Raw genomic sequence first — 12,745 nt, 5'->3', positions numbered from 1 at the left:
AGAAACATGTTTGAAAGTATCGGAAGTGTTGATTGGAAGAAATTAGAGCAAGCGCATGGGGATGCTAGCCATGTGCCAAAGGCTATCGAGCAATTAATTTCGGAAGACGAAGAAAAGCGGGAAAAGGCCTATTGGAAACTCGATAACCACGTGGTTCTCCAGTCAGATTTATATGAAGCGGCGTTTTATGTTATCCCTTTCTTGCTTGAGATATTACGTTCGAATATTTCAGTAGGACGAGAGCATGTTTATGCGCTACTAGCCGAGATTGCAAATGGATATGCTTCCGAGGAAGTAACCGTTTTTATCAACGGGAATAGAGTTCCTCTTTCAAATGCTTGTCGAAATATGGTTCTCGAACATGTAGATATTTATTTAGATGAAGTACAAAACCAAGCTTCCCGTTATCGCGATAGTGCTTTAGATTTATTGATTTCTTTATCGGAAAAATCTGCTGAGATAAAGTCTACGTTAAACTCAGTTTTGGCCAGTGAACAGGATCAGGAAATAAGAGTATTAGTAAACGAAGTATTGGAAGAACTTGAAAATTAATTGTTACAAAGAAAGCAGACGAAATTTCAGGGCAAGATCACGAACGTTTTTTGAACAAAATAGATCAGTTTGACGATCAAGGCTGGCTGTGATCATATACTCCCCTTTTTACGGGAGTTCCTGATGCATATCGATGCTTTTTCTCAATTCTTTTCAGTGATTCAAGACCCACGGCAGTCAGCAAAAATATCGTACCCACTGTTCGACATTTTGTTTCTGACCGTATGCGCCACCATTGCCGGTATGGAGGGCTGGGAAGATATCGAAGACTTTGGCGAAGCTCACCTCAATTGGCTACAGGACAAAGGACTTTTTCGCCAGGGCATCCCTGTCCATGACACGATTGCCAGAGTTGTTTCTTCCATTGAGCCTGACCAGTTTCAAGACTGCTTTTTAAAATGGATGCAGGCAGCCAACGTCCACTCGAATGGCGAGCTTATTGCTATTGACGGCAAGGTGTTACGCAGCTCCTATAACCGAGAAGATCGGCAATCAACGCTCCACATGGTCAGTGCTTTTGCGACAGCCAACGGCGTTGTCATGGGACAAGTTAAAACCCAAGATAAGTCCAATGAAATCACCGCCATCCCTGAGCTGCTCAAGCTGTTAGATATCAAAGGTTGTCTTGTCTCTATCGATGCGATGGGCTGTCAAACCGATATCGCCAAGCAGATAGTTGAGCAAGGTGGCGATTACCTATTAGCAGTCAAAGGCAACCAAAAAAGCCTGGCTAAAGCAGTACAAAAAGCGTTGGCACCATTGCTCGAAAAAAGCCCAGCGTGTGACATCGAGCGCGGACATGGGCGTATTGAAGCGCGCGAATACCACGTCATGCCAGCGCAGGAGTTGACGACAGATTTCCCTGATTGGAAAGGGCTTCAAAGCGTCGGTGTTGCTATTGGCTATCGTATTGACTCAGCAGGGAAAGAATCGCTGGAGTACCGCTACTACATTGGCTCTGCGGTGTTCACCCCCGAACGTTTTGCCGATGCAGTCCGAGGTCACTGGGAAATCGAAAATCGGTTGCACTGGGTGCTTGATGTCACGATGAAGGAAGATGCTTGCCAAATCTATCGTGGCAATGCCGCCGAACTCCTGGCTGGTGTGCGTCACATGGCGCTTAACATGCTTCGATTAGAAACAAGCAAAAAGGCGAGTATCAGGCGCAAGCAAAAAATAGCTGCCATGAATATAGCCTATTTGGAGCAAGTAATATTGGCGGGAATCCAAGGTTTGGATAAAAACTGAGCATACGTGCTCTCGCCCTGCTTCCGTAACACTTATCCAAACGGTTCACTTTATATAGGCTCGGTAGATTAGATATGTCAGAACAACTTTTAAACGAATCCGAACTACCTATTTGGTTCAACTATCCACAAGAATTTTTGCGGATAGTTGACCAAGGATTGTTAGATTTTGACCCTTGGATAGTGCTACAGGGAGACCAGCTTCGGACAAGATTTAGGGGCTTACAAGAAAGGTATCCTGAAAGAGAGCTTATTCCATTCGCTCGTCGAGAAGATAACGACGATGTTGCTTGTTGGGATAAGGGTAAAGAAGGAGTTGTCATTATTCATGACTTCTCCAGTCCTGGTTATGAAAATAAACAGGATATGAATAGTTTTTGGGATTGGCTAAGATCTGCATTAGAGGCAACTATTGAATATGATGGAGGCTAATCGCCTCCTCATTTTTTATTTTCAAGTTTAAGGATTGATGATGATATATCGTGATGCACTGATTGAAGCTATTGATTATTGGAACTCAGATCCAATCGAAGACGAGTGGTTTTTTGAAAATTTTAGAGATGACTTTATTGGAAGTATGAGTCCATCTGAAGCATTTTCTTCTATAAATGAAACCATCAGTTTCTTATTAAAAGAAGAAGATGAATCCACTGCTTGTGAAATATTGCAGACGATTATTAATCTTGCAGAAAAAAGCCAGACAACTGAGGTGCCGAGCGCTCTGATAGAAAATAAAAAACTGATTGAAAGTCAGTTCGATGCAAGAGGCGAATACTCAAAGTCTAAACTTGGAGAGCTGTTTCGGTATTATCGCTTTTTCTGATTAGTCCAAGCCCGCATTTTGAAGTGACTCCCAATAGTTGGACATCACTATTGGGGGGCAATTCATGTCGCGGGCTTTACTTTATCCCTTAGCTGCCTGCCTTCCTAAATCTCTGCGTCTGGACTGGTACTTGATGATCAAACTCTCCAGCACTTTCCGTATCATCTTCAGACCTTGAATACTTTAGACATGATGACGGCTATGGCTATATCGTTGAACGCCGGAGCTTCGATGTTTGGGGGCGGATGCGGAGTGTGCAGTGGCGTGACACTCACCATCAGCAGTCGGTCTTGCAAGATGCGATGACCAACCGCGGCTACACTGGCCACGAGCACATTGAAGAAGTGGGCCTGCTCCACATGAACGGCCGTGTATATGATCAGGAACTCGGCCGTTTCCTGAGTGCAGAACCGCTGATCCAGTCACCTTACGTGACGGGTAGCTTCAACCGCTATACTTATACGTAGAATAACCCGCTGAAGTATATTGATCCGACTGGATTTGAGACTGAGGAAGCATCAATTTAAGCCTATTGAAAATCGGTTTGTTTGGGGTAATGAAAATTTTGTAAACAACTTTACACCTGAAGAGCAGCTGGAGGCTGCAGCTTCACTTGCAATGATGGTTATTCCAATGGGAAGTGCAGCTAAGCTATATAGCTACTTCAGGAAATTTAAAAAAGTGGATGATGTTGTTGATAATGCTGATGAAGTTAAGCAAGCTTTAAATGCAGCTTCGAACAAGGCTGAGAATGTTTCAGAAGCAACAGATAAAATAACTAAAAGATCAACAAGATTTAGAAAAAACAGTTACAGACTCCTGGGATAATGCTGATCAAGGTTCTAAAGTAGGGACAAAAAAATGTCCTGACTGCGGCAAAGATGTGAAAAGTGATCCACATAAGAAAGAAAAAAGAAATGGCCCTGATGGCTGGGATGTAGACCATCAACCGAAGTGGAAAGATAGGGACTTAGAGGGTAAGAGTCGAAAAGACGTTCTGGATGAGTATAATAGAGAAACCCGTTTACCTTGTCCAAGCTGTAATAGAACTGATAATCAGTAGGAGTATATGTTTTGTTGATTAAGCATATGGAAAAGCACTTAGGTTTAATTATTCAGGGGTGGAAGGATAATAACTCTAACTATAAAGTGTTGCTATTCAATGATACGCCGGTTGAAAATGTTTCAACTTATGTTTCACTAGGATTAAGTGAACACTCTTATTGTATTGGTTATGAAAATAAAGTTAAGCAAGAATTGTTGTTTTCATGTAACTCATCAGTTGATCCAGAAATAATATCTTCATTATTAATGTCTCTGTGTGAATCTGTATCCGAAAGTAAAAAAGCAGTACTTCGAGGAGAAGTTGTACTCTTGCCTGAAGAAATTACCCAAAGACTGGGCTTCCAAGCAATATACTTTACGATGCCCGCTTATTTTGATGAGGGTTTTTACGAATATAAAGGTTCTAAACCGAGTACAGTTCTAGTATGGGCTGTTCCGGTTTTTTTTGAGGAATATGAGTATATAATTAATAATGGATGGGAAAAGTTTGAAGATATGCTCGAGGAGCTTGACCCTGATTTATGCTCAATAAAAAGAGAAAGCTTGATTTAAGTTTAATGATAAATCGAAACTAAACACATTGCATGTCATGTGTTTTTATTGTGAATGTGGTGTGAATTGTATTTAACTTTATTATGTCTGTCATGACCAATAGTGTTTTACACTGGGTAAAGTAAGAAAAATAATATTGCATGACTGGGGATAGGTACTAAATAAATGATCCTAATTCCGCTCCACTTTCAGTAACCCATGGCCTCCAACGGGAAAAGGTGATGCATGATCCATGAAGTAGCGCACCTGCTTTAAGAGTTTCCACATTGTTGTGCATTGATGATTGCGTGTAATGGTTTCATGTAAGGCATGCTATAACTTCTCTATTTTGTTCACCCACGGGGAATATACGGGCTGAAACAGTAGGATGAACTTCGGGTTTTCCTTCAACCAGCTTTGAGTCTTTCGACTCTTGTGAATGATGTAATTATCGACGATGAGGGTGATTGTTTTCGCATGCAGCGCGCCCGCCAGATAATGTTTAGCGTTTTGTCCTGGTGTGGCCACTTTCTTTTGTTGGCCTTTGTATACCCAGTCTGCTCCTATTTTAGGATTCAAGTGGATGTCTACTTCGTCTTCGTAGAATACAGGATGGTTGATATCACATTGCTCTAAAGCCTGTTGAATCCTGGCAAGTTTCGCTTCTTTATCTGGATCTTTGATATGTAACGTCGGTGCTGCTCTTCGCCATACAATACCGAGCTTAGGAAGCCAGCGGCGAATCGTTGATGTATGCACCTTGAGGCGAATACTCGGTTGATTTCTATCGCTATCAACTCAGTGCTCCAGCGTGAGCGTTGGTAACCCAGATCTTGAGGACTGAACTCCAACAGTGCTGTGATTACGGCTGAAATCTGAGCAAAAGGAAGTGTTGACGTTCTTCCTCTGGTTGAGCTTTTTAAACCCTCGATACCACATTCTGTGTACCATTGAACCCATCGATTGATGGACGATCGAGCAGCGGCAAGTATGTTGGAGACAGCTGTAACAGTCAGCCCATCGGCGAGTAACAATATGGCGTTTAAGCGTCTGCAGTGATCTTTGTCTTTGGTCTTGTGTATATTTTTGATAATCCGGCGTCGCTCTGCCCGGTCAGGTAATGTTAAAATCATAGGTCTCGGTATTGTTTTGTGGGTTTGTATGTTTGGCGACTGATCAGATCGCACAAACTCTACCGAGTTCCCTTCATTTTCTACTTTCCAGTGATCTACATTTAGGAACAGTTATTTAGGAAGGGTACTTACTAATTTTAAGAAGTGATTATGAAAGTTGTTTGTAAAGTGAATAACTTGAACTCGTTTCCTGATGAAAACGTGTTGAAGCGTTTAAAGAAGTATATCTCTATGCCCGAAGGAGAAGTAGATCTTGATATAGGCAAAGAATATACGGTCTATGGTGTGGTATTTTGGGATAATAGCCCTTGGTACTATATTTGCGTTGAAGAGTATGATGAATATCCTAAACCTTTTGCTGCTGAGTTTTTCAATGTATCAGATGCTCGCTTATCGTCGCATTGGAAGTTATCAGCGATAGTACAGGAAGAAAGAGAAGTTTTATCATCACTTGTATTTGAAGAGTGGGCTAAAGATCCTTCTTTTTATGAGCGTCTTTTAGAAGATGATTCAGAAGCTTCTTCACTGTTCAACAATTATCGTCAGTTGATGGATCAAGAATAAAATAAAGTAAAGCCCGCAGTCGCGGGCTTTACTTTATTTCTTAGCCGCTTGTCTTCCAGAATCCCACCTTCTTGACTGATCAAACTCTCCAGCACTTCTCTTCCCGTATCACCATTTGCTCACCTTCAGGCCAGCATCCGCTTCTTTGAGAATCGCGACTATCTGTGACTCAGTGAAACGTGACTTCTTCATGGTGATCTTCTGCTGTTATGTGGCAGAAATCTCCAGTTTAGATTGTCTCAGCAAAGGGGAAGTGGACAGGTATTCTATCAGGTGTAAAAGAAAAGATTATCAAACATCAAAGGAGCACTTGGAGAAAGAGATTAGATCTATCGGTTAGGGCAGAAAATGTTCAACTTAAATCTCTTAGTAGATTATCAAGTGCAGGTAATCTAGCTGCTGGATTTTCAGTCATTTATACTGTACGTTCAGCCTTGAATGCAAATTTGACAGAAATGACTACTATTGAAAAGGTCGACTTGGTCGGAGACGTTGTTTTAGACTTAGCTTTCACTGCACTATCATTTTATGGTTTACCAGGCTTTGCCATAAGTAGTGCTTATGTAGCGATTGATGTTGCTGCAGACTATAATGCTTTTAAGGCAATAAGAATTAGAGTTTTTAAAACTATTAAAGAGTTGATGTGAGTATGAGTGATTTTTTTTCAATATCTGTTGAAATATTGAGAACCAAAATGGAAAGCATTTGTGGGGAGCACTATAAGAATAAAGCTGAAATATTGTTAACTCAATCGTTCGTTCATTATTTATTATCCTTGGTGGTTTTGTACACATATATTTTTGAATACAACCTCCTTAATAAGGATTTGTTTTTGCTGTTCTTGTTTGCTTTATATTTTTTACTTATAGTTGTTTTTTCTAGGTGCAAAATAGATCTGAAAACCGTTCCACTACCGAAAATTAAAATAATTAAATTTTTTGTTTTTTCCTTTGTTATTGCTTCTTTTTTAATATTAGCAATTAGTATTGGTTTTTATGTATTTGGTGTATGAGACTTCCCTTGTAGCTCTAGTGAAGCGCAGGGCAAGATCATGAACACTTTGGTGAAAATCTAACGAAGAGGGATTGGGGTAGAGCCCTAGAAGGTCTGAAAAAAGATACTGGTTTACGGAATGATCACCATGGAAGAATTCTTGATAATGGTGATTACATAAACGATGCTGGTGACCTTATAGGTAATATTGCTGATTATTTGCCATGATAGAAAAATTACATGCGTCAAGGAGAACACCTCTTGATGCCAACTATGGGTCTTGTGAATCAACTTACGTTGAACTCCTTGTTTATTTGGATGATGAATCTTCTTTGGTAACTGAATCGTTAGGAATAAAGCCTAGTTATTCGCAAAACAAAGGTGAGTTAATTGAAAACTCAAGAGGAACTACCAGAAAAGCAAAAACGACTTATTGGTCTCTCTCTTCTGAAGGTAAGGTACTATCCAAGGATGTTAGGCATCATCTTAAATGGTTGTTAGATCAGTTGGTTGATAAGGATTTTGCTTTGGCTAAGTTGCAGCGACATCAAGGTGTTTCTATGACTGTAAATTGTAATTGGTGTTCCTCTGGTTCTGGAGGGCCAACACTATGGCCAGAGCAAATGAGCATTCTAGCTAAGCTGAATTTGGAATGTACATTTGATATCCACTGCTCCGAATAACAAATGCCCGCACTAGCGGGCATCTTTAATGTGCTGCTTTTACTTACCTGTCTGCTGTTGCAGCTTCGACGCAGGTCCGCGTTTATTACTTCCCTTAGCCGCTTCCTGACTGAAGTATATTGATCCGACGGGGTTCAGACACATTGAGGGGGCGACGACTAATAGCCAGGAGACATCGACATCTAAGGACCTAGTCGGTCCCAAAGGGAATGTTGGTGATAAGAATGGTAAGGATGAACTGGGCGATGAAACAGCATATTTGAATTTTGATACGCTCCCAGATCCATATGATATGCAGTGGTTTGATTACCCTGGTGCTTTGCCCCCTTCTGAGTACAGCACATTCCAATCAATTGATTTGGAATCACAAATTGCAGCTTTCGGATATCATCCAGTTAACTTTGTGGGGCTGGGACTTGGGACGAGCATTACCATTAAAGCTGCTCCTGGCATTTTAAAGGCGAGTGGAAGCTGGTTGAAAAATCAGGTCAGCAGTGCTGGGAGTTGGGTAAAAAATCAGCTCAGTGGAGCTGGGGATTGGGTGAGAAATCGTTTCACGAAGGGATTGTCTGATGATGTTACAAAGGGAACAATTGATGACGCGATAGCTTCCAGAGATGCGGCGGTCGCAGCAATTCGCCAAATGTCAGAGACCAAGTAAGAACAGATATCAACTGTTGTTGGTGGGGTTAATACTAAAACAGGGGAAGTGGCTGTTGGCTTTAAAGTGCGAGGGCAATGCAATGGTATGTGTGCAGAAGATATAGTTACGCAGGCGCTGGGTGGTAATCCCAAAGATGTGATGCTAACACCCGCGATTAGACCGAAAGTTCGGCCCCATAAAAGTGATGTTATCCCGGTCTGTACGCGATGCCAAGGCACTTTTACCAGAGACCAGTTTCCTCCAGGAACTTCATTTGATTAAGGTATAGTAACATGTTTGAAAGTATCGGAAGTGTTGATTGGAAGAAATTAGAGCAAGCGCATGGGGATGCTAGCCATGTGCCAAAGGCTATCGAGCAATTAATTTCGGAAGACGAAGAAAAGCGGGAAAAGGCCTATTGGAAACTCGATAACCACGTGGTTCTCCAGTCAGATTTATATGAAGCGGCGTTTTATGTTATCCCTTTCTTGCTTGAGATATTACGTTCGAATATTTCAGTAGGACGAGAGCATGTTTATGCGCTACTAGCCGAGATTGCAAATGGATATGCTTCCGAGGAAGTGACCGTTTTTATCAACGGGAATAGAGTTCCTCTTTCAAATGCTTGTCGGAATATGGTTCTCGAACATGTAGATATTTATTTAGATGAAGTACAAAACCAAGCTTCCCGTTATCGCGATAGTGCTTTAGATTTATTGATGTCTTTATCGGAAAAATCTGCTGAGATAAAGACTACGTTAAACTCAGTTTTGGCCAGTGAACAGGATCAGGAAATAAGAGCATTAGTAAACGAAGTATTGGAAGAACTTGAACATTAATTGTTACAAAGAAAGCAGACGAAATTGGAACAATCACGACCCGAACAACAAACAGTACAACTCGATTAGGCAGGGCCGGATCATACTTTGTTAAAGAAACATGGAACTTATTGATTTAACAGCGAACGAATCCCGCACACTACGATAAATCAACAAACTACATGTCCCAATTTGACCACCTAAGCATCATCAAAGACACCCGTTCCCGTATCAATCGCCAGCATGACCTAGTCGATATCATGTTCCTTGTCATGGCAGCCATCACTTCCAGATGCGATGGCTGCTAGAGATTGAAGCTTTCGGCCACGATCACATCAATTGGCTCCGCAAGTACCGACATTTTTCACAGATTGATAGAAAAGCTTGGCGAAAAGAGCAAAAAGATTATTGGAAAAGTGAATGGGATAGTGGACGATTTGATGACATGTGATGGTAGATTTATCGACAATAGAACCGGTTATTCAACTATTTTCGATGATGATGGACGGGTAGCTTATGCTTATCTTCTTGATGAAACCGACTCTATAGTTGGCGATGTTTGGCTTTATAACAGGTGTAGTACACCTGTTGAGCCCGAATGGAAAGAGCCAGAAAATATGCCATTTGCTAACCCTCAAGCTTATGTAAATGGTATTACTCATGATGTATTTCAGGTAGTGGATACAATTTCAGATGTAAACGTTGTTTGGGGTAATGAATCTGGAAGGGTAAAAGTAAATATTTTGATTCATGACGAATTGTTTGCCACTTTGATTGAGGGGGGTTAAACCAGGTTGGTCTGCACTAGCGGGTAAAGACGGACCATTAGCAAAGGTTTTGGAATTATAATGAGTCTTATATCTGAGATAAAAAGATAGAAACTCAGTTGACTGGGTTGAAAGCTTCCGAAGAGGATATAAATCAGTTGGTTGAGCAACTTCCAGATGGATTGGTGCCTTCTTGTATATTGTCTTTATTGAAAAGTTTTCCGTTGGCTGGGGTGTGTTTTTCTTTGGATGAAGAAGATGACGAATCGGAGTTTGGCGCAGACCTTAAGTGGTTTACTGTTCGTCAAATGTGCGAGGAAGCATTAGGGGGATATCCAGGAAAGGTCGTACTTAAATTAGGATACTTGCCCGTTGCCTCTTGTCTCGCTGGATCGGGAGATCCTTATTTTTTAAAAGTGCTAAATGATAATGATGATCCTCCTTTGGTTCGTATTCCGCATGAGCTTGCATCAGATGACGGAGAATATCCCGAGAGTGAGATTGAAGTTGTATGTAGATCTTTAAGTCAGTTTTTTAATAGAGCAGAGATAGATTAACGACAAGTAAAGCCACTTGTCTTCCTAAATCTCTGCGTCTGGACTGGTACTTCTCTCCAGCACTTTCCGTATCATCTTCAGACCTTGAATACTTTAGACATGATGACGGCTATGGCTATATCGTTGAACGCCGGAGCTTCGATGTTTGGGGGCGGATGCGGAGTGTGCAGTGGCGTGACACTCACCATCAGCAGTCGGTCTTGCAAGATGCGATGACCAACCGCGGCTACACTGGCCACGAGCACATTGAAGAAGTGGGCCTGCTCCACATGAACGGCCGTGTATATGATCAGGAACTCGGCCGTTTCCTGAGTGCAGAACCGCTGATCCAGTCACCTTATGTGACAGGCAGCTTCAACCGCTATACTTATACGTGGAATAACCCACTGAAGTATACCGATCCAACCGGTTTTGAGACGGAGGAAAACTCCGAAGCGGGAGATAATGATAACTCTAACGCTGATCACAGTAATGGTAAATATACTGAGACAATGACTGTAACCGGCACCAGAGTTCATGATTTCAGTGGGGAAAGAAGAGGTCAAAGGAAGCATCAATTTAAGCCCATTGAAAATCGGTTTGTGTGGGGTAATGAAAACTTTGTAAATCAGTCCACGGACGCAGAGAAATAGGAAGCTGTAGTCGCGCTTATGTCTGTGGTACCCGTTGCTAGAGGCGCTTCGTTTATTGCTCGAGGTGCAGCTTATGCTGCAGAGAGGTTCGCTAATTTTCGCCGAGTGAAGCAGTCTTTAAATGCTACCGCGAAAGCAGTGGAGAGAGTTGATAACAAGGTTGAAAAGACTGAAGAAAAGGTTACAAAGAAAGCAGGATCTGCTGGTGTTGATCGAACTGGTAAGGTTTTTACTCAAAAAACCAAAAGAGAAATTGACGCAGAAAATGCAGCGCAAAATGGCGGTGTGAATCGTTGTACTAACTGTGATACTGAAGTTGTTCCTGCACCAAAGACATCGGCGCGGTGTGACCCCACCAGAAAACGAGCGGCACAGAGATCACATCAGCCCGAGATCTAAAGGTGGTGATGGCACGCTTGAAAATGGTCAAATTCTGTGCTGTAGATGTAATTTAGATAAAAGTAATAATTAGTAACTATGAGTGAGCACGTAAAATTATTTTTTGAATATCCCGTTAGCGATTCAAACCGAAATGAAACTGAGTCCTTATGGACTTTGCCGGACGGAAAAGGTTTCAAGCTGGATAACATTCCTTTTTATGTTAAAGGTGTTTCGCTTGGAGATGTCGTTAGTGCTGAAGAAGTAGATGGATGTCTGTATATGAAAGAGCTATTGGAGCCTTCAGGCCATAGTACAGTACGTATCTGGTTTGCCAGCGATCAGGAGGTTCAGTCCGTAAGGGAAACCTTAGAGTCCATGGGGTGTAGCTCTGAGGTTAGCGATCAACCCCGGTTAATCGCTGTCGATATTCCTCCAACTATTTCTTATGATGAGATTCGAGCCTATCTCGATGAAGGCGAGTCCAACGGTAAGTGGGATTATGAGGAAGCCTGTTTAGGCTTCCTATAAAATTGACCACTTAATATATTTTTTCTTTAAAGCAGCTTCGGCTGCTTTTTTTGTTTGTTGGTTTTCTGAGTCCGCATGTTTTTGTAGAAATGGAATGGTGTTTTCGTTTTTGTGCCAACCAGCAGAAGCTGAAACAATCCAGGTGGTGTTGTTATCAGATGTGCCGCGACTGTCTGCAAATTTAAGCAGTCTTTTTATATCCCTTTCTTCTGGAACAATTCTTTGCATTGCAATTGCTCTTAGGATTCCATTACAAAAAAAAGAATTCTGGGGGAGACTTAGCACTTGTTCGATAACGTTATGAACATTTTTTTCATCTAAATAAATAAGTCTTGTTATTGAGTCTCCGATTGCGACATAAATCATTGTTGCTTCAAATTCTTGTTCGGCAAGTTGACGTAAAAAATCTAGGCTCTCGGTGTAACCAGATTCTCCCAAAGCCATGATCATCTGATATTGCGTTTCCCAGGTACGTTTATCATTGAGTTCGTTTTTTAAGGCGGCAAACAGTGCGGGGCCTGCTTCTTTGGTTTTTAGTTTTCTCAGCTTCTTAGCTGCTGAACGCCGTCTGCCAGATACCCTGTTGCTGAGTTGTTCAATCAGTTGCTGGATGGCTGCATCATCACTCATTTAGCCGCCTTCTCTTGCCTGCTCTTATCCCAGCGACGAGAATGATACTTTATTACTAGGATTTCCAGTACTTCCCGGATCACTATATGTTGTTGGGTAAGTCCCTGCTTTATACGCAGGGTAATAAGTTTCTTAGTTAGGATCATAAAAAGTGTTCTGATTAACGTTGCCATTATCTTAACTCCTAGTCTATGCAAT

General features: G+C 41.7%; 19 protein-coding genes and 2 pseudogenes. 19 read left to right on the top strand and 2 right to left on the bottom strand.

Annotated elements, in window-relative coordinates; translation table 11 throughout:
- Window positions 1-6 precede the first annotated feature (6 nt).
- From KDD30_RS15370 to KDD30_RS15335, 8 genes and pseudogenes are all read left to right on the top strand, one after another.
- Entirely contained in the window at window positions 7-552 is a 546-nt protein-coding gene (locus KDD30_RS15370; protein WP_211646607.1) for a hypothetical protein, read from the top strand.
- 123 nt (window positions 553-675) lie between these two features.
- Window positions 676-1,800, top strand: a complete 1,125-nt coding sequence (locus KDD30_RS15365; protein ID WP_211646606.1) for an ISAs1 family transposase — start codon at window positions 676-678, stop codon at window positions 1,798-1,800.
- 74 nt (window positions 1,801-1,874) lie between these two features.
- The gene (locus tag KDD30_RS15360; protein ID WP_211646605.1) at window positions 1,875-2,231 is read left to right on the top strand and encodes a hypothetical protein; all 357 of its coding nucleotides are present in this window, start codon (window positions 1,875-1,877) and stop codon (window positions 2,229-2,231) included.
- A gap of 40 nt (window positions 2,232-2,271) precedes the next feature.
- Window positions 2,272-2,622 (top strand): hypothetical protein, encoded by a 351-nt coding sequence (locus KDD30_RS15355; protein ID WP_211646604.1) that lies wholly within the window; start codon window positions 2,272-2,274, stop codon window positions 2,620-2,622.
- Window positions 2,623-2,876: 254 nt separating this feature from the next.
- Window positions 2,877-3,089 carry an RHS repeat-associated core domain-containing protein gene (locus KDD30_RS15350; protein WP_211646603.1) on the top strand — a complete coding sequence of 71 codons (213 nt, stop codon included), beginning with the start codon at window positions 2,877-2,879 and terminating at the stop codon, window positions 3,087-3,089.
- Between the two features lie 34 nt (window positions 3,090-3,123).
- Entirely contained in the window at window positions 3,124-3,450 is a 327-nt protein-coding gene (locus KDD30_RS15345; RefSeq protein ID WP_211646602.1) for a hypothetical protein, read from the top strand.
- A gap of 34 nt (window positions 3,451-3,484) precedes the next feature.
- Window positions 3,485-3,685: pseudogene (locus KDD30_RS24900) on the top strand (GH-E family nuclease); the annotation flags it as partial.
- A gap of 11 nt (window positions 3,686-3,696) precedes the next feature.
- Window positions 3,697-4,239: a suppressor of fused domain protein gene (locus tag KDD30_RS15335; protein WP_211646600.1), complete on the top strand. Its 543-nt coding sequence runs from the start codon at window positions 3,697-3,699 to the stop codon at window positions 4,237-4,239.
- Between the two features lie 171 nt (window positions 4,240-4,410).
- Here KDD30_RS15335 and KDD30_RS15330 read toward each other — a convergent pair.
- A pseudogene (locus tag KDD30_RS15330) lies at window positions 4,411-5,351 on the bottom strand (IS630 family transposase).
- 150 nt (window positions 5,352-5,501) lie between these two features.
- Between KDD30_RS15330 and KDD30_RS15325 the strand changes: the two are divergent.
- The 11 genes from KDD30_RS15325 to KDD30_RS15270 all read left to right on the top strand — a co-directional run bounded on the left by KDD30_RS15325 (window position 5,502) and on the right by KDD30_RS15270 (window position 11,917).
- A complete protein-coding gene (locus KDD30_RS15325) occupies window positions 5,502-5,915 on the top strand; it encodes a hypothetical protein (RefSeq protein WP_211646599.1) in 414 nt (137 codons plus the stop codon).
- 455 nt (window positions 5,916-6,370) lie between these two features.
- Window positions 6,371-6,562, top strand: a complete 192-nt coding sequence (locus tag KDD30_RS15320; RefSeq protein WP_211646598.1) for a hypothetical protein — start codon at window positions 6,371-6,373, stop codon at window positions 6,560-6,562.
- Between the two features lie 570 nt (window positions 6,563-7,132).
- Window positions 7,133-7,591, top strand: coding sequence for a DUF4279 domain-containing protein (locus tag KDD30_RS15315; protein ID WP_211646597.1), 459 nt, complete (start codon window positions 7,133-7,135; stop codon window positions 7,589-7,591).
- A gap of 259 nt (window positions 7,592-7,850) precedes the next feature.
- Window positions 7,851-8,252, top strand: a complete 402-nt coding sequence (locus KDD30_RS15310; protein WP_211646596.1) for a hypothetical protein — start codon at window positions 7,851-7,853, stop codon at window positions 8,250-8,252.
- A gap of 275 nt (window positions 8,253-8,527) precedes the next feature.
- The gene (locus tag KDD30_RS15305) at window positions 8,528-9,073 is read left to right on the top strand and encodes a hypothetical protein (RefSeq protein ID WP_211646595.1); all 546 of its coding nucleotides are present in this window, start codon (window positions 8,528-8,530) and stop codon (window positions 9,071-9,073) included.
- 290 nt (window positions 9,074-9,363) lie between these two features.
- Window positions 9,364-9,840 carry a hypothetical protein gene (locus KDD30_RS15295; RefSeq protein ID WP_211646593.1) on the top strand — a complete coding sequence of 159 codons (477 nt, stop codon included), beginning with the start codon at window positions 9,364-9,366 and terminating at the stop codon, window positions 9,838-9,840.
- 98 nt (window positions 9,841-9,938) lie between these two features.
- A complete protein-coding gene (locus KDD30_RS15290) occupies window positions 9,939-10,376 on the top strand; it encodes a hypothetical protein (RefSeq protein WP_211646592.1) in 438 nt (145 codons plus the stop codon).
- Between the two features lie 164 nt (window positions 10,377-10,540).
- On the top strand, window positions 10,541-11,008 hold the full coding sequence (locus KDD30_RS15285; RefSeq protein WP_211646591.1) for an RHS repeat-associated core domain-containing protein: 468 nt from the start codon (window positions 10,541-10,543) through the stop codon (window positions 11,006-11,008).
- A gap of 18 nt (window positions 11,009-11,026) precedes the next feature.
- Window positions 11,027-11,407: a hypothetical protein gene (locus tag KDD30_RS15280; protein WP_211650164.1), complete on the top strand. Its 381-nt coding sequence runs from the start codon at window positions 11,027-11,029 to the stop codon at window positions 11,405-11,407.
- Entirely contained in the window at window positions 11,355-11,480 is a 126-nt protein-coding gene (locus KDD30_RS24895; RefSeq protein WP_211646590.1) for an HNH endonuclease, read from the top strand. Before KDD30_RS15280 ends, KDD30_RS24895 begins: the two co-directional genes overlap by 53 nt.
- Before the next feature lie 5 nt (window positions 11,481-11,485).
- Window positions 11,486-11,917 (top strand): DUF4265 domain-containing protein, encoded by a 432-nt coding sequence (locus tag KDD30_RS15270; RefSeq protein WP_192016058.1) that lies wholly within the window; start codon window positions 11,486-11,488, stop codon window positions 11,915-11,917.
- On the opposite strand, the gene KDD30_RS15265 is transcribed toward KDD30_RS15270, so the two are convergent.
- A complete protein-coding gene (locus KDD30_RS15265; protein ID WP_211646589.1) occupies window positions 11,912-12,547 on the bottom strand; it encodes a HEAT repeat domain-containing protein in 636 nt (211 codons plus the stop codon). The two genes, KDD30_RS15270 and KDD30_RS15265, sit on opposite strands and share 6 nt — an antisense overlap.
- Window positions 12,548-12,745 lie beyond the last annotated feature (198 nt).

Source organism: Photobacterium sp. GJ3 (genome assembly GCF_018199995.1).
Classification (GTDB): Bacteria; Pseudomonadota; Gammaproteobacteria; order Enterobacterales; family Vibrionaceae; genus Photobacterium.
This window is presented reverse-complemented; position numbering and strand designations above follow the sequence as displayed.

Bases quoted from the DNA above. Each gene is read 5' to 3' on its own strand.
- KDD30_RS15305 (WP_211646595.1), top strand. From the start codon at position 8,528: ATGTTTGAAAGTATCGGAAGTGTTGATTGGAAGAAATTAGAGCAAGCG.
- KDD30_RS15270 (WP_192016058.1), top strand. From the start codon at position 11,486: ATGAGTGAGCACGTAAAATTATTTTTTGAATATCCCGTTAGCGATTCA.
- KDD30_RS15355 (WP_211646604.1), top strand. From the start codon at position 2,272: ATGATATATCGTGATGCACTGATTGAAGCTATTGATTATTGGAACTCA.
- KDD30_RS15315 (WP_211646597.1), top strand. From the start codon at position 7,133: ATGATAGAAAAATTACATGCGTCAAGGAGAACACCTCTTGATGCCAAC.
- KDD30_RS15265 (WP_211646589.1), bottom strand. From the start codon at position 12,547: ATGAGTGATGATGCAGCCATCCAGCAACTGATTGAACAACTCAGCAAC.
- KDD30_RS15280 (WP_211650164.1), top strand. From the start codon at position 11,027: ATGTCTGTGGTACCCGTTGCTAGAGGCGCTTCGTTTATTGCTCGAGGT.
- KDD30_RS15360 (WP_211646605.1), top strand. From the start codon at position 1,875: ATGTCAGAACAACTTTTAAACGAATCCGAACTACCTATTTGGTTCAAC.
- KDD30_RS15325 (WP_211646599.1), top strand. From the start codon at position 5,502: ATGAAAGTTGTTTGTAAAGTGAATAACTTGAACTCGTTTCCTGATGAA.
- KDD30_RS15365 (WP_211646606.1), top strand. From the start codon at position 676: ATGCATATCGATGCTTTTTCTCAATTCTTTTCAGTGATTCAAGACCCA.
- KDD30_RS15370 (WP_211646607.1), top strand. From the start codon at position 7: ATGTTTGAAAGTATCGGAAGTGTTGATTGGAAGAAATTAGAGCAAGCG.
- KDD30_RS15320 (WP_211646598.1), top strand. From the start codon at position 6,371: ATGACTACTATTGAAAAGGTCGACTTGGTCGGAGACGTTGTTTTAGAC.